25 protein-coding genes are annotated in these 22,567 nt (G+C 68.0%); 8 read left to right on the top strand and 17 right to left on the bottom strand.

What is annotated here, in order from left to right; genetic code table 11:
* Window positions 1-50 precede the first annotated feature (50 nt).
* The 3 genes from purN to AC3WT6_RS14665 are packed head-to-tail and all read left to right on the top strand — an operon-like array spanning window position 51 to window position 1,908.
* Window positions 51-710 carry a phosphoribosylglycinamide formyltransferase gene (purN, locus tag AC3WT6_RS14675; protein WP_492654346.1) on the top strand — a complete coding sequence of 220 codons (660 nt, stop codon included), beginning with the start codon at window positions 51-53 and terminating at the stop codon, window positions 708-710.
* Window positions 707-1,417, top strand: a complete 711-nt coding sequence (locus AC3WT6_RS14670; RefSeq protein WP_492654345.1) for a DUF3108 domain-containing protein — start codon at window positions 707-709, stop codon at window positions 1,415-1,417. Before purN ends, AC3WT6_RS14670 begins: the two co-directional genes overlap by 4 nt.
* Window positions 1,414-1,908, top strand: a complete 495-nt coding sequence (locus AC3WT6_RS14665) for a WbuC family cupin fold metalloprotein (protein WP_492654344.1) — start codon at window positions 1,414-1,416, stop codon at window positions 1,906-1,908. The genes AC3WT6_RS14670 and AC3WT6_RS14665 overlap by 4 nt, the downstream gene beginning before the upstream one ends.
* Here AC3WT6_RS14665 and AC3WT6_RS14660 read toward each other — a convergent pair.
* Complete coding sequence (locus AC3WT6_RS14660) at window positions 1,905-2,564, bottom strand: TetR/AcrR family transcriptional regulator (protein WP_492654343.1); 660 nt, start codon at window positions 2,562-2,564, stop codon at window positions 1,905-1,907. The two genes, AC3WT6_RS14665 and AC3WT6_RS14660, sit on opposite strands and share 4 nt — an antisense overlap.
* 82 nt (window positions 2,565-2,646) lie before the next feature.
* On the opposite strand from AC3WT6_RS14660, the gene AC3WT6_RS14655 reads away from it, so the two are divergent.
* The 5 genes from AC3WT6_RS14655 to AC3WT6_RS14635 all read left to right on the top strand — a co-directional run bounded on the left by AC3WT6_RS14655 (window position 2,647) and on the right by AC3WT6_RS14635 (window position 8,596).
* Entirely contained in the window at window positions 2,647-4,014 is a 1,368-nt protein-coding gene (locus tag AC3WT6_RS14655) for a flavin monoamine oxidase family protein (protein ID WP_492654342.1), read from the top strand.
* Between the two features lie 60 nt (window positions 4,015-4,074).
* Window positions 4,075-4,938 (top strand): PA4780 family RIO1-like protein kinase, encoded by an 864-nt coding sequence (locus AC3WT6_RS14650; protein ID WP_492654341.1) that lies wholly within the window; start codon window positions 4,075-4,077, stop codon window positions 4,936-4,938.
* Window positions 4,939-5,059: 121 nt separating this feature from the next.
* The gene (locus AC3WT6_RS14645) at window positions 5,060-7,540 is read left to right on the top strand and encodes a TonB-dependent receptor (RefSeq protein WP_492654340.1); all 2,481 of its coding nucleotides are present in this window, start codon (window positions 5,060-5,062) and stop codon (window positions 7,538-7,540) included.
* Between the two features lie 186 nt (window positions 7,541-7,726).
* Entirely contained in the window at window positions 7,727-8,008 is a 282-nt protein-coding gene (locus tag AC3WT6_RS14640; protein ID WP_492654339.1) for a hypothetical protein, read from the top strand.
* Window positions 8,009-8,218: 210 nt separating this feature from the next.
* Complete coding sequence (locus AC3WT6_RS14635; RefSeq protein ID WP_492654338.1) at window positions 8,219-8,596, top strand: group I truncated hemoglobin; 378 nt, start codon at window positions 8,219-8,221, stop codon at window positions 8,594-8,596.
* A gap of 205 nt (window positions 8,597-8,801) precedes the next feature.
* On the opposite strand, the gene AC3WT6_RS14630 is transcribed toward AC3WT6_RS14635, so the two are convergent.
* The 16 genes from AC3WT6_RS14630 to AC3WT6_RS14555 form a co-directional block, all read right to left on the bottom strand.
* Entirely contained in the window at window positions 8,802-9,137 is a 336-nt protein-coding gene (locus tag AC3WT6_RS14630) for a hypothetical protein (RefSeq protein ID WP_492654337.1), read from the bottom strand.
* Window positions 9,138-9,175: 38 nt separating this feature from the next.
* On the bottom strand, window positions 9,176-9,412 hold the full coding sequence (locus AC3WT6_RS14625; protein WP_492654336.1) for a hypothetical protein: 237 nt from the start codon (window positions 9,410-9,412) through the stop codon (window positions 9,176-9,178).
* Window positions 9,413-9,680: 268 nt separating this feature from the next.
* Complete coding sequence (locus tag AC3WT6_RS14620) at window positions 9,681-10,553, bottom strand: DUF1295 domain-containing protein (protein WP_492654335.1); 873 nt, start codon at window positions 10,551-10,553, stop codon at window positions 9,681-9,683.
* A 212-nt stretch (window positions 10,554-10,765) separates the two neighbouring features.
* A complete protein-coding gene (locus tag AC3WT6_RS14615) occupies window positions 10,766-11,227 on the bottom strand; it encodes a hypothetical protein (protein ID WP_492654334.1) in 462 nt (153 codons plus the stop codon).
* Window positions 11,228-11,320: 93 nt separating this feature from the next.
* Window positions 11,321-11,956 carry an arylesterase gene (locus AC3WT6_RS14610; RefSeq protein ID WP_492654333.1) on the bottom strand — a complete coding sequence of 212 codons (636 nt, stop codon included), beginning with the start codon at window positions 11,954-11,956 and terminating at the stop codon, window positions 11,321-11,323.
* Between the two features lie 14 nt (window positions 11,957-11,970).
* The gene (locus tag AC3WT6_RS14605) at window positions 11,971-13,212 is read right to left on the bottom strand and encodes an NADH:flavin oxidoreductase/NADH oxidase family protein (RefSeq protein ID WP_492654332.1); all 1,242 of its coding nucleotides are present in this window, start codon (window positions 13,210-13,212) and stop codon (window positions 11,971-11,973) included.
* 51 nt (window positions 13,213-13,263) lie between these two features.
* Window positions 13,264-13,440 (bottom strand): oxidoreductase-like domain-containing protein, encoded by a 177-nt coding sequence (locus AC3WT6_RS14600; RefSeq protein WP_492654331.1) that lies wholly within the window; start codon window positions 13,438-13,440, stop codon window positions 13,264-13,266.
* An 11-nt stretch (window positions 13,441-13,451) separates the two neighbouring features.
* Window positions 13,452-14,795 (bottom strand): hypothetical protein, encoded by a 1,344-nt coding sequence (locus AC3WT6_RS14595; protein ID WP_492654330.1) that lies wholly within the window; start codon window positions 14,793-14,795, stop codon window positions 13,452-13,454.
* A gap of 91 nt (window positions 14,796-14,886) precedes the next feature.
* Window positions 14,887-15,300, bottom strand: coding sequence for a PaaI family thioesterase (locus AC3WT6_RS14590; RefSeq protein ID WP_492654329.1), 414 nt, complete (start codon window positions 15,298-15,300; stop codon window positions 14,887-14,889).
* 7 nt (window positions 15,301-15,307) lie between these two features.
* The gene (locus AC3WT6_RS14585; RefSeq protein WP_492654328.1) at window positions 15,308-17,080 is read right to left on the bottom strand and encodes a DUF885 domain-containing protein; all 1,773 of its coding nucleotides are present in this window, start codon (window positions 17,078-17,080) and stop codon (window positions 15,308-15,310) included.
* Between the two features lie 108 nt (window positions 17,081-17,188).
* Window positions 17,189-17,743, bottom strand: a complete 555-nt coding sequence (locus tag AC3WT6_RS14580; RefSeq protein ID WP_492654327.1) for an SRPBCC family protein — start codon at window positions 17,741-17,743, stop codon at window positions 17,189-17,191.
* Between the two features lie 12 nt (window positions 17,744-17,755).
* Window positions 17,756-18,598 carry an SDR family NAD(P)-dependent oxidoreductase gene (locus tag AC3WT6_RS14575; RefSeq protein WP_492654326.1) on the bottom strand — a complete coding sequence of 281 codons (843 nt, stop codon included), beginning with the start codon at window positions 18,596-18,598 and terminating at the stop codon, window positions 17,756-17,758.
* 13 nt (window positions 18,599-18,611) lie between these two features.
* Window positions 18,612-19,532, bottom strand: a complete 921-nt coding sequence (locus AC3WT6_RS14570) for an MBL fold metallo-hydrolase (protein ID WP_492654325.1) — start codon at window positions 19,530-19,532, stop codon at window positions 18,612-18,614.
* 69 nt (window positions 19,533-19,601) lie between these two features.
* On the bottom strand, window positions 19,602-21,068 hold the full coding sequence (locus AC3WT6_RS14565; RefSeq protein ID WP_492654324.1) for a trypsin-like serine peptidase: 1,467 nt from the start codon (window positions 21,066-21,068) through the stop codon (window positions 19,602-19,604).
* Between the two features lie 76 nt (window positions 21,069-21,144).
* The gene (locus AC3WT6_RS14560; RefSeq protein WP_492654323.1) at window positions 21,145-21,807 is read right to left on the bottom strand and encodes a YitT family protein; all 663 of its coding nucleotides are present in this window, start codon (window positions 21,805-21,807) and stop codon (window positions 21,145-21,147) included.
* 81 nt (window positions 21,808-21,888) lie between these two features.
* Window positions 21,889-22,428 (bottom strand): hypothetical protein, encoded by a 540-nt coding sequence (locus AC3WT6_RS14555; protein WP_492654322.1) that lies wholly within the window; start codon window positions 22,426-22,428, stop codon window positions 21,889-21,891.
* Window positions 22,429-22,567: the final 139 nt, after the last annotated feature.

Raw genomic sequence — 22,567 nt, 5'->3', positions numbered from 1 at the left:
CCCCGCGCGATGTGCTTCCTCCTCCTCGCGCGGGGGGGAGGAGTCAGGTCATGAAAAACCTCGTCGTCCTGATCTCCGGCAGCGGCCGCAATCTGCAAGCGCTGATCGAGCATTGCGCCGCCGGCCACATTCCGGCGCGCATCGCCGCCGTGATCAGCAACAAGGCCGAGGCCTATGGTCTGGAACGCGCCCGCCGCGCCGGCATCGCCACCGAGCTGGTGCCGCACGGCGACTACCCCAGCCGCGAGGCCTTCGACGCCGCGCTCGCTGCCGCCATCGACCGCCATGCGCCCGACCTGCTGGCCATGGCCGGCTTCATGCGCATCCTCACGCCTGGCTTCACCCGCCACTACCTGGGCCGCGCGCTCAACATCCATCCCTCGCTGTTGCCGCGCCATCCGGGCCTGAAGACCCACGCGGCGGCGCTGGCCGCTGGCGATGCCGAGCACGGCGCCAGCGTGCACTTCGTCACCGAGGCGCTGGATGGCGGGCCGCTGGTACTTCAGGGCGCGTTCACCGTCGCGCCGGAGGATTCAGCCGAATCCCTGGCCGAGCGGGTCATGAACGAAGTCGAGCTGAAGATCTATCCTCAGGCGGTGGCTTGGCTGGCGCGCGGCGACTTGCAGTTGCGTGCGGGCCAGCCCTGGTTGCAGGGCGCACCGCTGACGACACCCCGCACGCTGGCCGATCTTGAGGAGCCGTTCCGATGAAACCGCAATCGCTGCGTCGTCTGCTTGCCGCGCTGAGCCTGCTGCCGGGCCTGGCGCTGGCGGCGCCGGCCTTGAAGCCGATGTCGCTGCGCTACGACGTCTCCTGGGGCGACACGCCGCTGGGCGAGGGCACGCTCACCCTCAGCGCCGAGGCCGGCGAGGACTGCTACCGCTACGAGCTCAGCACCCATCCCATCGGCCTGGTGCGCTGGCTCTACGGCAGCCCGCGCGAGACCAGCGAGTTCTGCGTGGTCGATGGCGTGGTGGTGCCCAGCCGCATGGAGTTCAACAACCCCAAGCGCAGCAAGGATGGCTTCGTCATCCACTTCGACTGGAAGCAGGGCCTGGTGCTCGGCGGCCGCAACGGCCCGCTGCCCATCGCGCCCGGCACGCTGGATCGGCTCAGCGTGCAGCAGGCGGCGCGGCTCTGGGTGCAGAACCACGTTGCCGACAAGAAGCCCGAGCCGCTGGTGATCGCCATCGCCGACCACAAGCGGGTGAAGAGCTACACCTTCGCCATCGCCGGGCGCGGCACGGTGGAAACCGCCGCCGGCAAGTTCGAGGCGGTGCGCTTCGAGCGCATCGATGACCCCAAGACCACCTTGCGCTTCTGGCTGGCGCCGGAGAAGGACTACATGCCGGTAAAGGTCGAACAGGTCGAGGATGGCGAGGCCAAGCTGAATCTGAGTCTGCAGGGCCGCCCTTGAAGCTGGCGGTAGGCGCGGCTGAACTCGCCACCCTGCGCGCGGCCGCCGAGAGCAGCCCGCGCCGGCGTGCGCACCTGGAGCTGCACGCGGGCAGCGCTGCCGATCCCCTGCAACGCTTCCTGGTCGGCATGCTGCCCGGCTCCTACGTGCGTCCCCACCGCCATGTGCAGGCCCACAAGCTGGAGCTGACCGCCTGCCTGGCCGGTGTCTTCGAACTGCTGCTGTTCGACGACCAGGGCGCGTTGCGCGAGCGCCAGGTGCTTGGTGCCGAGGGCGCCGGGCTGAGTCTGGTGCAGATTCCACCCAACACCTGGCATTCGCTGATCGTGCGCGAGGGCTTTGCGGTGCTGCTGGAAGTGAAGCAGGGCCCCTACGAGGCGGCCAGCGACAAGGACTTCGCGCCCTGGGCGCCGGTCGAGGGCAGCGCTGAGGCCGACCACTGCCTGCGCTGGCTGCACGCGGCTGCGGTCGGGCAGCTCTACCGCAGCTAGGCGAGCACGATCCCGAGACTGGCGGCGATTAGCGCCGCGCGCGGCTGCCACTGGAATTCCGGGATGGTGATGAGCGCGTGGCAGAGGCCGATCAGCGCGCAGATCAGGGCTTCGCTGAGCAACTGCGGCTCGCCGGCACGACCCTGACCCGTGGCCTGCAACTGCGCGATCAGTTCGCGGAACAAGGCAAAGCGCTCGATCACTGCGGGGCTCTCCACGTAGTAGCGCTCCTCGCCGCTACGCTGGTCCTGGTTGAGGAACACCAAGCGGTAATGCTGCGGCTGCGTGCACCAGTAGTCGACGAAGGCGGTGGCGGCGCGCTCCAGCCGCTGCCGCGGCGTGCCGCGCCGGCTGGCCGCCTGGATGCGCGGGAACAGCTCGGCGAAGCAGTCTTTCCACAGGCTGCGCAGGATCGCGTTCTTGCTCGGGAAGTAGCCGTACAGGCTCATGGTGCCGCAGCCGGCCTCCTGCGCCAGCCGGCGCATGCTCACTGCTTCGAAGCCCTCCTCGGCGAACAGCCGGCTGGCGACCTCGCTGATCCGCCGGCGGGTCTCCTGCTCGTGCTCGGCGCTGCGCCGTGGCCGGCCGCGCGGGCGCGCTGCTTCCGCACCGGGCGGCGTGGCGGCGAGCGGGGCGAGCGTTGACTTTCGGGGCATGGTTTTCTATTTTTCGATAACGCGTACGGAATATTGCCTCAGCGTCGCCCGTACCGCCAGTCAACCCTCCCCAGGAATCCTCATGCGCAGTGCAAGCACCGAAGTCATCGTCGTCGGCGCCGGTCTCGCCGGCCTCGCCGCCGCCCGTCAGTTGCAGGCCGCGGGGCGGCAGGTGCTGGTGCTGGAGGCGCGCGACCGCGTCGGTGGCCGCACGCTCAACCACAACCTCACCGCGCCCGGTGCCAAGCCGGGCACCGTGGTGGAAATCGGCGGCCAATGGGTGGGACCGACGCAGGACCGCGTGCTGGCGCTGATCGAGGAGCTAGGGCTTTCCACCTTCAAGACCTGGGGCGAGGGCCGCTTTACCGATTACCGGCGCGGCCGCCTGCGCCAGTACTCCGGCCGCATTCCGCCCGGCAATCTGCTCGGTTCGGTGGAGGCGCAACTGGCCATCAACCGCCTCAACCGCATGGCCAAGGAGGTGCCGCTGGCCGCGCCCTGGACCGCCCCGCGCGCCGCCGAGTGGGACGGCCAGACCTTCCAGAGCTGGATGGACCGCTGCATCTTCAGCCGCGGCGCCAAGGAGCTGATCGAGCTGTGCATCGAGGCGGTGTTCTCGGCCGAGCCGCGCGATCTCTCGCTGCTGCATGTGCTGTTCTACATCCACAGCGCCGGCTCGCTGGATCTGCTCATCAATACCGAAGGCGGCGCCCAGGAGGCGCGCATCGTCGGCGGCTCGCAGCGCATCTCGCTGGCGATGGCCGAACGGCTTGGCGAGGCGGTGTGGCTGAATGCCGCGGTCGAGCGCATCGAGCAGGACGGGCAGGGCGTGAAAGTTTCCGGCGCCGGCTTCGAGCTGCGTGGCCAGCGGGTGATCGTTGCCGTGCCGCCGCCGCTGGCGGCGCGCATCCGCTATTTCCCGCTGCTTGACGGCCTGCGCGACCAGCTCACCCAGCGCCTGCCGATGGGCACCGTCACCAAGGTCAACGCGGTGTATGCCACCCCGTTCTGGCGCCGCGCCGGCATCAACGGCCAGGTCACCAGCGACACCGGGCCGATCAAGCTGGTCTACGACAACTCGCCGCAGGACGGCCATCTCGGCATCCTCATGGGCTTCATCGAGGCCAGCGAGGGCCGCCGCCTGCTGCGCGAGGCGCCGGAGCGCCGCCGGGCACTGGCGCTGGAATGCTTCGCCCGCTACTTCGGCCCCGAGGCGCTGCAACCGCTGGAGTACATCGAGCAGAGCTGGGCCGATGAGGAATGGTCGCGCGGCTGCTACGCCAGCTACTTTCCGCCCGGCGTCTGGAGCGATTACGGCGAGGCCCTGCGCAAGCCGATCGGCCGCCTGCACTGGGCCGGCACCGAGACCGCCGAGATCTGGAACGGCTACTTCGACGGCGCCATCCGCTCCGGCGAACGCGCGGCGACGGAGGTGGTCGCGCAGCTCTAGCGGGAAACATTTGGCAGTGAGGGTTTGGCAGGTTTTGCCGGCTATCCCTCACAATGCCGCATGAAAATCCCCAACAGCCTGCAGCCGCTGATCGACGATGGCATCGTCGATTCCGTGTTGCGCCAATTGAAGAGCGGCAAGGAAGCCTCGGTGTTCCTGGTCCGCTGCGGCCCCCACATCCGCTGCGCCAAGGTCTACAAGGACGCGCAGCAGCGCGGCTTCCAGAAGCTCGCCGAGTACCAGGAGGGCCGCAAGGCGCGCGGTAGCCGCGATGCCCGCGCCATGGGCAAGGGCAGCCGCCACGGCCGCAAGGAACAGGAGGCGGCCTGGAAGAACGCCGAGGTCGATGCCCTCTACCGCCTCGCCGCCGCCGGTGTGCGGGTGCCCAAGCCGCAGGGCTATTACGAGGGCGTGCTGGTGATGGAGGTGGTGGTCGATGAGCAGGGCCAGCCGGCGCCGCGCCTCAACGACGTACACCCCGACGCCGAGCAGGCGCGCGCCTGGCACGCGCTGCTGATCAAGCAGGTGGTGCGCATGCTCTGCGCCGGGTTGATCCACGGCGACCTCTCGGAATTCAACGTGCTGCTGGCCGCCGACGGCCCGACCATCATCGACCTGCCGCAGGCGGTGGACGCCGCCGGCAACAACAACGCCTTCCGCATGCTGGTGCGCGATGTCGAGAACATCCGCGCCTATTGCGGCCGTTACGCGCCGGAGCTGCTCGACACCGAGTACGCCTACGAGATCTGGCAGCTCTACCAGGCCAGCGAGCTGCGGCCGGACAGCCCGCTCACCGGCCGCTACGAGCACCCGCCAGGCGCTCCCGACGTCGACGGTGTGCTGGCGCAGATCGAGGAGGCGCGCCGCGAGGCCGAGCGGCGCCAGCGCGGGCGCGAAGAGGCTGCGGCGGCGCTGGACGACTAAAGCCCGGCGGGCAGCCGGGGCTTGGTAAAAATGACCCTGCCGGTTCGGCGCGCTCTTGATCGCCGGCCTGGACCGTGTATTGCTAGCGCATAGGCACAAACCTGACTAGGTCCACATCTTCATGAAAGCTCTGCTGCTCGCCGCCAGCGCGGCCCTTTTGCTCCCGGTCGTGGCACTTGCCCAGTCGGATGCGCCGACGCCGGTGCCGCCGGAAGGCAGCGCCGAGGTCGGCAGCATCCCGGTGCAGCCGCTGGCCGAGTCCGCGCCGCCACCGGCTCCGGCCGAGGAGTCCAAGGCCGGGCCGCGCCAGCTCGGTGAGGTGGTGGTCACCGCGCAGAAGACCAAGCAGTCCCTGCGCCGGGTGCCGGCCTCGGTTACCGCGCTGTCGGGCGATTTCATCAAGGAGACCGGCGCCGCCGACCTCGCCGATGTCTCGCTGTACGTGCCCAATGCCCGCGTCGATGCCGACGACATTGGTTCGCCGCAGGTGTTCATCCGCGGCTTCGGCACCAATGCCTTCAACCCCAGCTTTGAAAGCTCGGTGGGCTTCGTGCAGGACGACCTCTACTTCGGCCGCCCCGGCTACTTCACCGAGTCGATGTTCGACATCGACCGGGTCGAGATCCTGCGCGGGCCGCAGGGCACGCTGTTCGGCAAGAACACCATCGCCGGCGTCTTCAACGTCATCAGCAAAGGTCCCACCAGCGAGCCCAGCGCCGACGCCCGCTACTTTTACGGCGGCCAGGGCGAGCAGCGCCTGGAAGGCGGCATGGGTGGCATGTTCGGCGAGCACTTCGGTGGTCGCGTCGGCTTTCTCTACCGCGAGCAGGACGGCCAGACCTACAACCAGTTCCTCGACCGCTACGAAGACGCGCTGCAACAGCAGGCCCTGCGCGGCAAGCTCAAGCTCGCGTCGGGAATCTGGAGCAGCGAGCTGATGCTCGTCACCTCCGAAACCACCGCGCCGTTCTGGCCCTTCCAGCTCATGAAGCTGGACGACGACACCCGCACCTACCTCGAAAACTTCGACGCCAACATCGAAGACGACCCCTACAACTTCCGCACCTCCTTCGACACCCCGGGCTGGATCGAGAAGGGCTCCGACACCGTTGCGCTGAAGAACGAATGGGCGATGGGTCCGGTCGCCGGCCTCAAGGACTTCAACACCGTGCTGGTGCTGGGCGGCTCGCGCTTCCGCATCGACCAGCTCAACGAGCTGGATGTCTCGCCCTCCGACATCGCCCGGCTCGACAACCACGAGGACCACCAGCAGTTCACCGCCGAGCTGCGCTTCACCGGCAAGGCCGACAGCTTGTTCGGCCTGGGCACCGGTCTGGAATTCGTCGGCGGCCTGTTCCGCTACGACTCCGACTACACCCTGCTGGCGCGCATCCTGGCCGGTCAGGACCTGACCTCCTACCTGCTCACCGACGACGCTGCCCAGCTTGCCAGCGGCGGCGCGCTGGGTTCCTCGCCGGTCGGCTTTCTGGGCGCGATCAACCTCGCCAATCTGGGCCTGCTCACCGGGCCGCTGATCTCCGATGGCGACTACTACCAGTTCGACTACAACCAGAAGGTTGCCGCCAACGCTCTGTTCGGACAGTTCACCTGGAACTGGAGCAAGCACTTCGCCATCACCCCCGGCGTGCGCCTGGGCATGGAGGAAAAGAAGATCAGCACCAAGGGCCAGAGCCATTGCCAGATCAAGGACGCGCTGCCCCCCGGCGTGCCGCCACCGCCCTGCGTGATGGAGCTGCTGCTGCAAAGCTCCGACTACGACTACCCGGACAAGAAGCGCAAGGAATACGACATCTCGCCGAAGATCTCGATGCAGTACTTCGCCGACCACGGCGTCAACTACTACGTCTCCTACGCGCGCGGCGACAAGAGCGGCGGCATCAACGCCATCTCGCTCACCGGTGACAAGCTGGAGTACAACGCCGAAACCGCGCAGACCTACGAGATCGGCGCCAAGGGCCGCTTCTTCAACAAGACGCTCAACACCAGCCTCACGCTCTACCAGACCGACTTCGACAACCTGCAGGTGCTGGCCTTCAACGGCGTGCTGTTCGACGTGAGCAATGCCGGCACCGCGCGCTCGCGCGGCCTGGAGGCGGACTTCCAGTGGCTCACGCCCTACCGGCCGCTGCGCATCGTCGGTTCGCTGGGCCTGCTCGACGCCAAGTACCTCGACTACCCCGGCGCGCCCGCGCCGATCTCGCAGGGTATCGGCGCCAAGCAGAACCTCGGAGGCCAGCGCATCGCCTTCGCCCCCAAGGCCACCGGCACGCTCACGCCCTCGCTCACCTACGAGTTTGGCGAAGTCGCCTTCACCCTCGCCGGCGACATCATCTATCAGGGCGACCAGTACACCGACGTCGATCTCGACCCCGCGACCCATGTCGACCCTTACTACCAGTACGCCGCGCGCTTCATCGTGGCCGACGTGCGCGAGCGCTGGAGCCTGTCGGTGGGCGGCACCAACCTGAGCGACGAGCGCGTGCTCAACCAGGTGACCGACGCCACTTTCTTCCCCGGCACCTACTTCGCCCAGCAGGCGCCCGGCCGGCAGTTGTTCGCCGTGGTCGGCGTCAAGTTCTAGCCCGGCCTAAAGCCTTGCCCCTGCCTTGAGTTCCCTCCCCCGCAAGCGGGGGAGGGCCAGGGTGGGGGCGTTTCAGCGCAATGCCTGCTGAACGATCCCCCTAGCAACTGAACTTGTCGCCCCCAGCGACACACGATGCAAGGTCGCCTCCAAACCGCCCCCGGCATCTGATGAGATAGTGGCCCCATGATCAACCCGCCTTTCCGCACCCACGCCCTGCACCCACTGTGCCTGGCCGCGACTGCCGCCTTGCTGCTGCTCAACGCCTGTAGCGGCACGCCCGGCAAGGACGAGGCCGCTCCCTGCAAGACCTACTGCCAGAGCCAGGAAGACGGCTACCAGTGGGCGCAGCGTGCCAGCCTGCTCGACGCCAAGGCCTGCGCCGGCTATCCGGCCGAGTTCGTCGCCGGCTGCAAGCAGGCCGTCACCGACGCCAAGTTGTCGCTGAACCCGCGCGAAGGTTTTTGAGCGAGGCGGGCGGTGGGTCTTCCCCACCGCGCTTGGTCGCGGCATCGCTACGCAAGTAGCCCCGTGGAATGCCTAGGTGCTTTTGCCCACGCTGGAAGTTGACCGGCGTCAATGCAGCGCCATGCCGGGCTCTCTAGCTTGGCCTCATGGCAATGGTTCCCTGCACGGCGGCAGGCGACGGGCCGTGGCGGCACTTTCGGAGCGCAGTCGATGCAACCTGCAACCTCACTCTACGAGCGTATCGGTGGCGCAGAGGCCGTCCGCAGCATGGTGGAGCAGTTCTACCAGCGCGTGCTGGCCGACGAAGTGCTGGCACCGCATTTCCGCCACACGCCGATGAACAAGCTGCAACACATGCAGACCGAGTTCTTCAGCGCCGCCCTGGATGGCCCCAGCCTCTACAGCGGCCGCCCGGTACGCCACGCGCACGCCGGCCTCAACATCTCCACCCAGGAATTCCAGCGCTTCGTTGCCCATCTGTTCGAGACACTGGAGGGCTACGGGCTTTCCGACGCCGACCGTTACGAGGTGATCGCCCGGCTTAATACCTATACCGACGATGTGGTTGGGACGACAGACCCTTTGTGAGGCGAGAACGGGTCGAGTTCTCCAGTAGGTCTAAATTACTCCGCCCCCTTTTCTCTCGACCCCTTTTTTCTACGGACCCGTTGTGAGGCGGGAGGAGGCGGCTCGCGGTGGCTGGCTGGTAGCCCGGATGAAATCCGGGATCGAACTGCCAACCTGGCAAAGTCCCGGATTGCATCCGGGCTACGCTTGCTTTTCTCCTCTTTGCCTACGGCTTGTAAATGTAGACGTCGGTTCGGCTCGGCGGCGTCGCCGGCACCCACTCTCTGTAGCGCATGCTGCCGATACCGTATTTTTCAACTTTGTTGCCATTCAAAACAACAAAATAGTTGCCTTTGTCCCAGCCCCAACCACTGACCATGCGATCTGTGTACTGATACAGCTCGTAATCGCCGCTTTTCTCATAGCTGTCCGGATTTCCCAGCTTGGCTTTGAGCTCCTCGCCTGACATGCCAGGCCCAATAGTGTTGAACCGTTCCCCAAAAAAGGGTGAGCCAGCACAGCTTGTAAGAACAATAGAGAAAATAAGTGTTTTGATTTTCATGTGCTATCTTTTTCTTGCGATTTTCGGTGTGGAAAAAATCATTGCTTTTTCAAATTCCGAAGTTTGGTTGAATTCCATTTTCCAAGAATGGAAATTAGCTCTCCAGCATCGTTGAATTTCTTTTCCTCACTTGTATCGGCATTGGTTACCGATCCCTTGATCCAGAGTCGTGCCGACTCGGAATCAAAGCCATCAAAATCATTCAAGGCCCACAAATTTACTCTGACTGTTAGGCCTTTGTTTCCTGCTCGCATCGAAAGACCGCGATTCGACATTTGGACTCCCTCCTTATGAAGTCAAAATACAATTAGATGAAACACGAATCGGAAAACTGGAGTCGTGAAAAAATGAGGCCGGAGTAAATGTCCATCTTTCTCTGGATAACAGAACAGAGGCTGGACACGCTCTTGGCTCCCAATGGTTCTAGGGGCCGGGATTCCCGTCACCGGCCTTTGTGTCTGAAGTATGCGCCGCCTGCCCCGGTTTTCCGCAAGAGGGCAGGTCGCGATGCGCGCTAGCCGCGCGCGGTGCCGCTGAAGCGGGTCAGCCCTTGCGCGGCGGCAGCAGCATCAGCGCCGAGACCTTGCGCATGTGCTCGCGGTAGGCGGGGCGGCGCTCGCAACTGCGTTCGTCCATGAAGGGCACGCTGACGAACACGAACATCAGGTTCATGGTCAGCGCGCCGGGCAGCACCCACCACCAGGCCTGCGGCGCGGCGGCGAGGCCGAACAGGGCCAGGCCCCACCAGAAGCTCAGTTCGCCCAGGTAGTTGGGGTGGCGAGACCAGGCCCAGAGGCCGGTCCTGATGAACTCGCCGGGCTGGCGGCGGGCGATGAAGGCGTGCAATTGCAGGTCGGCGATCAGTTCGAGGCTGATCGCGCCCAGGGTCACGATGAAGGCCAGCGCATCCAGCCAGCCCAGCGGCGTGCTGCCCTGGCTCAGCACGGCGTAGATCGGCAGGCAGCCGGCGAACACCTGCAGGGTGGGGAACAGGTGGATGCCACCGAAGTCGGCCAGGGTGGCAAAGCGGCCGGCGCGGGCGCGGACGATGGGGTAGCGCCAGTCTTCGTGGTGCAGGCCGCCCCAGTACACCGACCAGTTGGTGGTGAGCCGGATCGCCCACAGCCACACCAGACCGATCACCAGGGCCGCGCGAGTGGGTTCGAAGCTGCCGGGGTTGGCCCAGTACCAGTACACCGCCAGCAGCGGCGGTATCACGCTCCAATAGGCGTCGTAGAAGCTGGAGTTCTTGTAGGCGTAACTAAAGCCAAAGATCACCACGGTGGCGAGCACATCGGCGGCGAGGGCGTCCCAGGGTTGCGGCAGGCCGCTGCCGCCGAACAGCAGGGCGGCGCCGGCGGCGACGCACAGCAGATAGGACGCCACGATGGGTGCGAAGTCGCTGCGGGTAGCCATGGTTCATCCCCCTCAGGATGGGTAGGCGTTATCGGGCTTGAGTGCTGCGACTATGAGGGGAGCGTCAGGGCTGGGGCCTACCCTGAGAGGAGTAGGGCTTGGGTCTGATGGCCGACGCCGAACGCCCCCTCCCTAACCCTCCCCCGCTTGCGGGGGAGGGGACTTTGGCTTGTGGGGTTTGAGGGCGGCGAGTGGGGCGCCGGCCTTGGGCTCTACTGACGCGGCTGCACGCTGCCTACGCAACTGGCGTAGGGGGCGTGGCTGCATTGGCAGAGCGGGTTTTCCCGTGCCGGGCAACTGGCGCTGTAGCTACGGCCGGAGCAACTGATGCGGCAGGTGTTGCCGCTGGTACTGCTGGCCGAAGCCGGGCCGGCGGTCTGCTGTACGCCGTTGGCGCCCACCGATTGCGAGCCGAAGGGGCCGGCGCTTTGCTGGACGCCACCGGGGCCGACGCTCTGCTTGAACGGACCCATGCTCTGCTGCACGCCGCCAGGTCCGACGGTCTGCGAGCCGAAAGGCCCGGCATTCTGGCTGACGCCGCCGGGGCCTACGCTCTGCTGAAACGGGCCGGCGCTCTGCTGCACACCACCCGGGCCCACACTCTGCATGCAGGCGCTTAGCCCGCTGACCAACAGCAGCAGTAGCGCCGCGCGGACGAAATTGTTGCGGATCATTTCTTACCCTCCCCAGGGTGTTGTTGTGCCTCGCATCCTACGCGCGCGGGCGAGCTGGCCGATAGGGGCAGGCCGGCGCAGGTCTGGCGGCGCTCAGACCGCGCCGGCCTTCTTCAGCAGCTTGGCGATCGCCACGGCGATCTGTCGGTAGCCGGCGGCATTGGGGTGTATGGGGTCGGACTTGGTGTCGCGGTCGCCGAGCGCTTCCGGGATCGCCTCGGCCTCCAGCGGCAGGCCGAATTCCTGCGCCAGCGCGGCGTAGCTGGGCTCGGCCTTGAGGCTGAGCAGCTTGGGCTCGGGCACGCCCAGCAGCAGCACGGCGATGCCGCGTCCACGGATCTCGCGGATCATCGCCGCCAGGTTGTCGCGCATGGCCGCGCGGTTCTGCTGGCGCAGCATGTCGTTGCCGCCCAGGCAGAGGATCACCAGTTGCGGCTGATGCTCGTCGAGCGCCGCCGGCAGGCGTTCCAGACCCTCGGCGCTGGTCTCGCCCGGCACGCCGGCATTGATCACGCGGCGCTGCACCAGCTCCGCCAACTGCGCCGGGTAGGCCAGCTCGCGGCTGGTGCCGGTGCCGAAGGTGAGACTGTCGCCAAAGGCGAGGATCACCGCATCGCCAGGCAGGCGCGCCATGCGCGGCGGCTTGTCGCCGCAGGCGCCCAAGCCCAGCAGCAACGCCAGGCTCAGTGTGCAGACGGCAAACCAGCGGAGCGCGGAATGGCGGCGCATGGCGAGGCGGCGCCTCAGGCGCGCAGGCGGCGGGTCTGGAAGGTGCGCCAGCCGTTCTCGACCAGACCGACGGCGAAGGCGGCGAGACCGGATTCGGTCGGGCGTGGCGCCCGGCCTTCGCCGATGCGGCGGAGCTGGCGGGTGTACCAGGCCACCTCCATCAGTGCCATGCGGTCGACCATGGCGATGCCGGTGCTGATCGGCCGCACCTGATGGCGTGGAGCTTCGCCGGCGAGCAGGCGCGCGGGCAGATCGGGTTCCATCGCCATCGAGCGGGCGAGGCCGACCAGATCCACCGCGCCGCTGGCGATGGCCTCCGCCATGCCCTCGGCGCTGCGGAAGCCGCCGGTGAGCATCAGCGGCACCGACACCGCCGCGCGCGCCTTCTCGGCAAACTCCAGGAAGTAGGCCTCGCGTACGCGGGTGCTGTCCTTCACCTTCTTCACGCCGGTCATCACCGGGGCCTCGTAGGTGCCGCCGGAAATCTCGATCAGGTCGATGCCGGCCTCGGCCAGCGCCCGCACGGTGTCCAGCGACTCCTCCTCGGTGAAGCCGCCGCGCTGGAAGTCCGCGGAGTTGAGCTTGATGCCGATGGGAAAACCCGCGCCCACCTGCCGGCGCATCTCCGCCAGCACCGCCAGCACGAAGCGGCGACGCCGGTCGGCGCTGCCGCCCCAGGCATCGCTGCGCTGGTTGTGGCGCGGCGACAGGAACTGGCTGACCAGATAGCCGTGCGCGCCGTGAATCTGCACGCCGCCGCAGCCGGCCTTCTTGGCGATGCCGGCGGCGCGGCCGTAGCGCAGCACCAGGGCTTCGATCTCGTCGACGCGCAGCTCGCGCGGAGTGGCGAAAAAGCTCGACATCTCCGGCCCGAAGGGGATCGCCGAGGGCGCCACGGTTTCGCGGTTGAGGCCCTTGGGGGACTGCTTGCCGGGATGGTTGATCTGCATCCACAGCGCGGTGCCGTTGGCGCTGCCGGCCTGGGCCCAGCGGCGCAGGGCGTCGAGGTCGCGCTCGTCTTCCACCACCACATTGCCGGGCTCGCCCAGGGCATTGCGGTCGATCATCACATTGCCGGTGATGCAAAGGCCGACGCCGCCCTGCGCCCAGACGCCGTAGAGGCGCTCCAGCTTCTCGCCGGGGCGGTTGTCGAGGCTGGCCAGGGCCTCGCTCATCGCCGACTTGGCGAGGCGGTTCTTGAGGCTGACGCCGCAGGCGAGGCGCAGCGGCTGGGCGAGGGTCTGGGCAGGAGTCATGGTGGCGTTGGTGGGCGCGGGCTGCGCCGGCCGATTGTAGGTGGCGTTCAGCTAGTCACGGGATGGCGCTGGCGTCGCTGCCTTCTGCGCGGCAGCCACTCGCTCTTCCCAGCGCTCCAGCGCGCGTTCGTAGAGGTCGAACACGCAGGGCGCGCAGCCCTGATGGCAGCAGTCGTCCTCGCTGGGCGCGAGTGGGCGGGGTGGTAGCGGAGGAGGCTCGGCGGGCATGCCCGCAGTATTCAGGAGCCGGGCGTGGCGCACCAGCGCTGCCGGGCTGGCGCGAGGCTGCGGCGGTGATGGCGGAAGTTGGCGCCCAGGTATGTGGCCTTGAGCTCCAGAGTGTGCATCTGGCTGCCGTCGGCGAGGTCGCGGAAGGCCAGGCCCTCCATCTCACCCAGCAGGCCGCTGAGGTCGGGCTCCAGGCTGAACAGCGGCAGCACCGTGCCGGTGTCGAGGTTGATCTTGTAGACGCTGTTGGCCTCGTCGTCGCGGCTCAGGTACAGCGCGCCCTGGTAGACCTTGCCGCCCTGCACCCGGCTCAGCGGCTCGCTCAGCGGAATCTGGCGGAGCAGCGCAAAGCCCTGGTCGAGCGCGTAGACATTGACCACCGGCATCGGGTCCCAGTCGCCGCTGTAGGCCAGGCGGCGGGCGCCGTCGAGGGCGATCCAGGCGACATGGGCCTGGTGCGGCGCCAGCGGATAGGCCTCGCCGAGATACTCCAGCGTCACCGGGTCGTAGACCAGGATCAGTGGGTTGGTGTAGCCGGCATTCTCCACCGGCGCGTAGAGGCGGCCGTCGAGGATGTCGGTATCGCCGATGTGATCGCTGCCGGCGTCGCGCAGCTCGGCGGGGATGGCGTCGAGCACGGTCGCGCTGGCCAGGTACAGCGGGGAGTCGCCGGTGCGTTGCAGGCCGTTCTGCCAGGAAAACACCCAGCCGCTGCCGTCGGTGGACAGGCCCTGGGAGCGGACGATCGCGCTCAGGCGGAATTCCTCGCGGCTGGTCTGTTCCCAGCGCTCGTCGTCGAGCACGCGCACGAAGGCGTCCACCGCCGCGCGTTCCTCCGCCAGGCTGCGCCCGGCGCCGAGCCAGCTCCGCAGGCGCGCGCTCAGCTCGGCCTCGCTGAAGTCGGCGAGCGGGCGGGGCACTGAAGCCGCCGGGATAGCCGGCATTTGCAGGCCGTTGTCGGGGTCGGCGTCGCGGTCCAGGCTCAGCAGCAGGCGCGCCAGCCGCACCAGCGTGGCATCGAAGTCGCAGTTGCCGGCCAGCGCGTAGGGGCTGGTCAGCGCTCCGGCGGTGGTCTCGCCCAACAGCACATCGCCGATCTGCCAGCGCAGGCGATCCCCGGCGCGATAGCGGTAGCTGCCGTCGGCCTCGGTGTAAGCCGCGTAGCCACTGCCCTGGTAATGCAGGCCGGCGATGCCCAGGCCGGCGCCGCCGCTGCCACCTTCAAAGCGGCCGTAGAGGTCGTTCCCTGCGGGCGGCGGTGAAATCGCGGTGTTGTCGGTGGCACTGCCGCCATCGCAGGCGGCGAGCAGGGAGAGCAACAACAGCGAAGACAGAAGACGGGTGGCGATGGGCATGGCAGTGCAGGGCGGTGGCGCGCCGCGCAGGCTAGCGGCCGGCCGTTACAGGCCGGCGAAATATGCCGCCATCAGTTTGGGCCGGCTCGCCTTAGCTGGCCGGCATCTTCAGGATCGACTTGGTCACCGTCGCCCGCGCCAGCAGCGTGTCTCCGCAATGCGCCTCGGCCTCCATGAAGGCCAGCGAGCGGCCGTGCTTGAGCACCCGGCCGGTGAACAGCACCCGCTCGCCCAGGCGCGCCGCCTTCATCACCGAGACGTGGATGTCGTGGGTGGCGGCGGTCTCGCCCGGCTGCAGGCGGCTGAGCAGGGCGGCGAAGCAGACCATGTCGCAGACCGTGTAGACCACCCCGCCGTGAAACATGCCAGCGGGATTGACCAGGTCAGGCCCGACCAGGATCTCGGTCGAGGCCTGACCCTCGGCGGCGGCGATGCGCTCGACACCCATCGCACGATGCAGCGGGTGGTTGGTGACGAAGGGCAGGAACTGTTCTAGCGGACTCAAGGCCGGCTCACTCCTTGGCGGCGGTGGCCAGGGCGGGGAACAAGCCACCCTCGGTCTTGCCCAGCATCTGCGCGCGCACCAGCGGGATCGGCGGGCCGCCGTAGGACAGGAACTGGTCGTGGAAGGCCTTCCAGGCGCTGCGGCCGCCACGGCTGGCGGTCCAGTCCTCGCGCAGCTTCAGGATCATCAGCTTGCCCATGGTGTAGTTGAGGTAGGCCGGGTCGTAGGTGCCGCGCGACGCCTGCTGGCGGGAGTTGCCCGGGTCCTGGTAACCCTGTTCGCCGAACATCGTCTCGCAGGTCTGCACGCTCATGCCCTGGGTGTGCAGGCCGATGGCGCAGAGGTAGCGCACGTCGCGCAGCAGGGCGTTGGAGAGCTGGCCGATGTGGATTTCCGGCGAGCCCTCGCCCAGGCCGGCTTCCCACATCATCTCCTCGGTGTAATGCGCCCAGCCTTCGGCAAAGGCGTAGCCGACGAACAACTGGCCGAACTCGAAAGGCGAGCGGTTGGCGTGCAGGAACTGCAGGAAGTGGCCGGGCCAGACCTCGTGCGCCGAGGTGAACAGCAGGTCGGCCTGACCGGGCACGTAGGCGTCCTGGTCGGCCTTCGACCAGGTCGGGTCGGGCGGAGCAATGTAGTAGGTGCTGGGCATGCCCTTGTCGTAAGGGCCGGCGATGTCGATGTAGGCAAAGTTCCAGCGCTGGTAGGGCGGCGCCTCGTTGACCAGGGCCTCCTCGGTGCCGGGGATGCTGACCAGATCCTTGTCGATGAGGAACTGCTTCAGGCCGGCGAGCTGCGCCCGCGCGCCTTCGACAGCGCCGCCCTTGGGCTTGTTGGCGCCGACCTTGGCGATGCAGGCGACGATGCTGGCCTTGGGCGCAAAGGCCGCGCAGGCCTCCTTCAGCGCCGCCTGGTTGCGGGCGAGGTCGGCCTTGCCGATGGCCTCCAGCTCCGCCAGCGGGGTATCGACGCCTTCGGTCATCTTCAGCATGGCCGCGAACTTCTCGGCGCCGAGCGCGTAGTCGTCATTGGCCTTGGGCTGCTCGCTCTTGAGCCAGTCGGCGAGTTCCTGCATGGCCTTGGCGGCCGGCTCGATGGCGGCGGCGAGCTCCTTCTGCAGGGCCTCGTCCTTCACCTCGGCGAAGATGGTCGGCACGTCCTTGCGGTAGAAGTCGGGAAAGCCGCCAAAGCCGTTGATGCCCAGTTGCACGAAGGTCTTCGGCAGCGGCGTCTTCAGGTTGGCGCGGATCTGCGCGGTCGCGGTGGGGATGGCCTTGGCGTAGGCGATGAAGGCCTTCATGCGCTGATCGAGCGGCGCGTAGGGGCGGGTCAGATAGACGCTGGGTTCCAGGCTGCCGCTGTAGTAGGCCGGGTTCTTCCAGGGCGCGCCGGAGTCGCGTGCCCAGAACAGATCGCCGTCGATGCGCGCCAGCAGATAGTCGCGCTCGTAAGTCTGCTGCGGCGACAGGCCGCTAAAGGCGAGGGCCTTGGCGCGCGCCGCTTCCAGGCGGGCGATCTCGCGGCCGATGCCTTCACGGCTCCAGTCCGGCAGCTTGCCGTCGAACTCGTGGCGGCCCTGCACCACCGCGAAGGCGGGATTGGCGACGAAGTAGTCCTCCTGATACTGCTTCAGGAAGCCCCGCCACTCGGCGTTCTCTGCCGGCGTGCTGGCGGTGGCCGGAGCGGGAGCGGCGGCGGGTTCGGTCTTTTTGCCGCAGGCGCTGCTGGCCAGGGCGATCAGCAGCAGCAGGGCGAGGCGGCGCGGTTGGGCGGGGCTCATGGCGGGCTCGAAAGGGAAAAGGATGACCACAGTGGACAGCGCAAACGGCCGCAGGGTTTAAACCCGTCGCCAAAATTTTTTGGCGACTGCACCTACCCGCAGCGGCGGCTAGTGCTCGGCTTTGCGCAGGAAGTCGCCGAGGCCGCCAAGCTGCTGGGCCTGTACCCGATCGACCACCGGCACGAAACCGCTGATGTCCTTGGGCGCGTAGCCGCCGGCGCGGTACCAGAGTGTGATGCGGGTGCCGGCCTCCGGCTTGTCCTTGTCGGCAGGCGCAAAGCGCCATTCCAGCGTGCCGCTCAGGCCCATGCCCTGCAAGGGACCGAGTCCGCCGAGCATGCGCAGCAGCTTGCCGGGGTCGGCGAAGCTCACCGTCATGTGCTGGGCCTGCTGCTCGCCGTTCAACTCGCAGAAGCAGCCGCCGGCCCTGGCCTGGATGCTCAGGTTCTCCGCCTTGCCCCACCAGGTGTGATCGGCCGGCCACCAGCGACCGACGTCGTTGACCAGGGCGCGGTAGGCGGTCATCGCGTCGGTCGGTACGGTGAGGCTGTTCTCGATGGTGAAGCCATTGGCGGCGACATCCAGCACCGTCGCCGAAGCGGGCAGGCTCAACAACAGACCCAGGGCGGTGGCGGCGACGCGCAGCGGTTGTGAACGGGGCATGGCAGGAATCCGTCAGGGGGATGGCGCGGACGCCGGGAAGAGTTGCTCGCTGAGCGCCCACAGCCGCGCCGTTTCCTCGGGCTTGCGGCTGAGCGCGCTGCCGGCATTGCGCTGGCGTTTGATGAAGTATTCGCCGCTGGTGCCGGCCAGCTCCGGCGCGGTGGCCAGCCAGATGGCGGTATCCGCACCCTGGCGCGGGCTGAGCATGAAGCGGGTGACCAGCGGCCTCAGCGCCGCCGGCACCTGGCGGTAGATGTCGGTGGCGACCGCGCCCGGGTGGAAGGCGTTGACGGTGACGCGGCTGCCTTGCAGGCGGCGCGCCAGCTCGCGGGTGAACAAGAGGTTGGCGAGCTTGGCCTGGCCGTAGGCGTGCAGGCCGGACTTGTGGCGACCCGGGTTGGTGAAGCTGGCCTCGTCGATGCGCCCCAGCCGGTGGATCATCGAGCTGGTCACCACGATGCGGCCCTGCTCCGCGGCCTGCACCGCCGGCAGCAGGCGCTGCGCCAGACGGAAGTGCCCGAAGTGCATGGTGCCCATCATGGTCTCGTAGCCATTGGCGAGGCGCGAGAGCTTCATGGTGTAGAGCCCGGCGTTGAGGATCAGCACGTCGATCCGCGGCCAGCGTTGCAGCACCGCGTCGGCGCAGCGGTCCACGCCCGGCCAGTCGCCGAGATCCAGGCTCAGGCTCTCGATTTGCGCCTGCGGATGCAGGGCGCGGATGCGGGCGATGGCGGCGGCCGACTTGGCCGCATCGCGCGCCGCGATCAGCACCTCGTCGCCCTGGGCGGCGAAGGCCAGCGCCATCTCGTAGCCGATGCCGCTGTTGCCGCCGGTGATGAGGATCTTGCGGTTCATGAAGGGCGCCGCCTCAGAGCTTGAAGCCGGGCGTCAGCAGGCCGGCGGCGCGCAGGCGCTCGACCACCGCGCCATCGTGGCCGGGCAGCAGGTTGAGGCCGGGCTCGGTCTGCATCAGCCGGTTGAGGGTCTTGAACTCGGCGAGCACCGCGTCGCGCTGCTCACCGATCATCAGGGTCATGAACAGCGGCCGCTCGCGCACCCGTTCGAGATTGCGCATCTGCCAGCTCACATCGCCGAGGAACAGCAGCTCGCGGCCGTCGGCCAGACGCACATAGACCATCTGGCTGCCGGGCGTGTGGCCGGGCGACTGGATCAGCACCACGCCGGGCGCCAGCGCATACAGGCCCTGGTAGCGTAGCGGCTGATAGCCCTGCATCAGCGCCGCCGGCAGCTCCGCCGGGGCCATGCCCTTGGGGTTGGCGAGCTGCTCCTCGGTGAGCCGCAGCGCCGGCAGCAGGGCGGCGAGATTGGGCTGCGCCGCGAGTCCGCCGATGTGGTCCATGTGCTCGTGGGTGAGCACGATCAGCGAGGCCGCCGCCAGCCCCTGGCTCATCCGCTGGTAGGCGCCAGGGTCGTACATCGGCACCAGGAACTCCGGCTTGGCGATGGCCTGGTTCATCGCGGTATCGACGATCAGCGTGCGGTCCGGGTAGACCAACTGGTAGGAGTAGACCGGGATGGGCGTCGCCTTCCAGGGCTCGCCGGCCATCACCATCGCCTCGGCGAACTTGAAGTCCATGACCCGCTCGTAGCGGATCTCGCCGGGCTTCTCGCCCGGCAGCGAGTCGGCCAGCGCCCGCACCTGGGCGAGGTCGAGCGGGAACTCGCTCCTCGCCACCGGGCTGTGCACCACCAGAAGGTAGTAGGCCGGGCCACCGATGGCCGACAGCAGGATCAGGGTTTGCAGCAGCCGCCTCAGCCAGTTGGGCATGGCCAGGTTCTCGTTATTGCGGAGCCGGCAGCATAAACCGGCCCAGCCCGAGACGCGGTTGCGCCGGCTTCAGCGCGCCGGCTTCGCCCCGCGCCGCAGCGAGGCCAGCAGCAGGCCGGCGAGCAGGCCCAGACCGGGCGAGCCGCCACCACCATCGCCGCTTTCACCGGCACTGTTGCCGCCGCTGCTGCCACCACCTCCGCCGCCGGTGGGGCTGTTGGGATCGGCGCCGTCCAGGGTCTCGACGCCGCTGCTGGTCGGGTCCAGCCAGAAGCTCAGGCTGGTCAGCGGCGTGTTGAGGTAGCTGAAGTTCTGGTACATGCGTCCGTACCAGTCGGGCTCCTTGGGCGCGTCGCAGGACGAACTACCGCCGGAGAGCTGGCCGACCAGACGGTGCTGGAAGTTCCAGATGCCGGAACCGGAGGAGCCGCCCTCGGTGACGCCGCGATCCCAGCTCTGGATCATCAGATGCGTGGGCTGCAGGCCGGAGAGTGTCGAGTCCGGCAGTTCGCCATAGGCGGCGATGTAGGTCTGGTCAAAGTCCTTGCTGATGCGCTTCTCGTCGCCATTCGGGTGGTGGATGCCGACCACGCCCACGGGCGCCAGGTCGCGCCGGTCCCAGCCCGAGTAGTAGACCTTGTAGCTGGGGTCCGGCGCCGCGAGCAGGCGCAGCAGGCTGAAGTCCGGGCCGGCCACGGTCATGCCCGCCGAGCCCGCCATGTACAGCGCGCCGCTCTGGGTCTGTTCCAGACTGCCGTCGGGTGCGCCGCCACAACGGCTGGTCTGGTAGTTCCAGTAGAACACCGTGGTTGGCGCCTCGGCGGCGGTGCTGACGCAGTGATTGGCGGTGAGAAAGTAGGGCGTGAAGTCCTGCGCCGTGTTGTTGACCATTTGCCCGGTGCAGAGCAGGGCGCCGGCGATGGTGTAGCGCGCCACACTGCGGATCTCGTTGCCCCAGCCGTCGCCGTCGGAGCAGACCACGTCGACGTTGCAACTGCCGGACTTGGCGCTGACCCCGTCCTTGGCGCCGAAGCCCCTGAAACCGTGGTTGACCACGCCCAGCAGCAGGCTCAGTTGCGGCCGGCTGCCCGCCGGCAGATGCAGTTCGATCAGCGCCTCCTCGGCGCGCAGCACCGGCGTCCAGAGCTGGCCGAGCTTGTTGTGGCTGTCGGTATAGGGCCCGCGCCGCTCGCGGCCATCGGCGGTCTGCAGGTACAGCGTCGCACCCGCCGGCAGGTGGTAGCGGGTGAAGCCGAAGTTGAGCGAGGTCGCGCCCGCCGAGCGGATGCGCAGCCGCCAGTTGGCACTGCCGTCGGCCAGGGTCTGCCATTCGCCAGCGCTGTCGGGGCTGATCGCCGCGGTGAGCGGCATCGGCAGCGCGAAGCGGTAGGGCTGCGGGCCGGCCTTGCGGGCGTCGGCGGCGAGCGTGGCGGCGATGTCCACCGCCGGCATCTCCAGCAAGGGGATGGCGGCGCGGGCCCAGGGAGCGAGGCCGAGCAGCAGGACGGCGAGCAGCAGCTTGCAGCGATGGCGCATGGCGGACGAGCCCCGGTGTGGGCGGCCCCCCGGGACGGGGCGCCGCGTCAGCGCGGCTGGCTCTCGCCCAAGTCCCTCAGACGCCCATGTAGCGCCCGGGTTTGTGGTTGAAGGCCAGTACCGCTCCCAGCACCAACGCACCGAGCCCGGAGTAGAGGACTTGCCGGGGCTCCAGCACGAACAGCGCGCCGATGGTGAGCCCGGCATCCACCGCGATCTGGATATGGCCGGCGCGCAGGCCACGGCTCTTCTGGAGATAGACCGCCAGGATGTTGATGCCGCCCAGGCTGGAGCCGTGGCGCACGAAGGCGAGCACGCCCATGCCCAGCAGCATGCCGCCGGCCACCGCGCCGAAGGCGGTATTCACGTGGGCGAAGCTCAGGTAGCGCGGCATGAGATCCACCAGCAGGCTGAGCAGGCTCACCGACAGGAAAGACTTGAAGGTGAACAGCCAGCCCATGCGGCGTATCGCCAGCAGGAAGAACGGCAGGTTGATGAGGAAGAACACCAGGCCGATACCCCAGCCGGTCAGGTAGTGCAGGAAAAACGCCAGCCCGGCGGTGCCGCCGGTCATCAGCCCGCAGGCGCTGAGCAGCACCACGCCCATGGCGCTGAGCATGCCGCCCATCAGGAAGCCCTGGACGTCGTCGAGCAGGCTGTGGGGCTCGGGGACGATGGCTTCCGGTTCCTCGTTCAGGGCCGGTAGCAGAGGGCGAGGTTCGGGAACGTGTTCGGACATCGAAGGAGGCGGCATTGCGGGCGGCGCGCAGTATGAGCGCCTGAGCGCGCTGGGAGGCTACATTCGTGCCAGCCCTCTCGCTCAGCGCGGGGCAGGGCGCTCCACCCGGCCGCTCGCGGTGGTGACAAACGCCGCGCCGCTGGGCAGCGGCCCGCCCTTGACCACCACGCCCCAGAATTCCGGCACTTCGATCACCAGGGTGGCGAGCAGGCCCAGCGCGGTGAGGCCCAGCGCCACCTGGCTGGCGAGCAGGCCCAGTGGCAGTACCAGCGGCAGCAAGCCCACGAACAGCAGGCTGGAGACGAAACCGCCCAGGGCCATCCCGGTGAACTGCCGGCGGCTGTTGCGGTGCAGGTCGAAGCGGAACAGGAAGGGCGACTCGAACATCCGCGGCAGCACCACGTTCGCGCGCACCAGCAGGGCGCCGATCAGATGCCCCCATTCGTGCAGCAGGTAACCGCAGAGCGCGGTCATCAGCGCGCTGCCCAGGTGCAGGGCGTAGCCGCCGGCCGACTGCGCCGGGCCGGCTTCCAGGGTCCAGTGCCAGAGCAGCAGGCTCAAGGCCAGCAGCAGTCCGTCGCGGACGATCAGGGCCAGCAGGCGATTCCGTTGCCGTTCCATGCGGTGCTCCTCCTGCATCGGGTCCGCGCAGGCTAAGCAGGCGTACCCGGCGCATCGCCGTCTTATCGGACGAGCCGGGCCGAATGATGGAAAATGCGCGTCCGCCCGCCTCTGCCGGATCATCACCGGCCTTCCCAGC

The sequence above is a fragment of the Stagnimonas sp. FW305-C-60 genome, assembly GCF_058782965.1.
The sequence above is the reverse complement of the archived record's forward strand: the minus strand, read 5'-3'. Positions and strand labels throughout refer to the sequence as shown.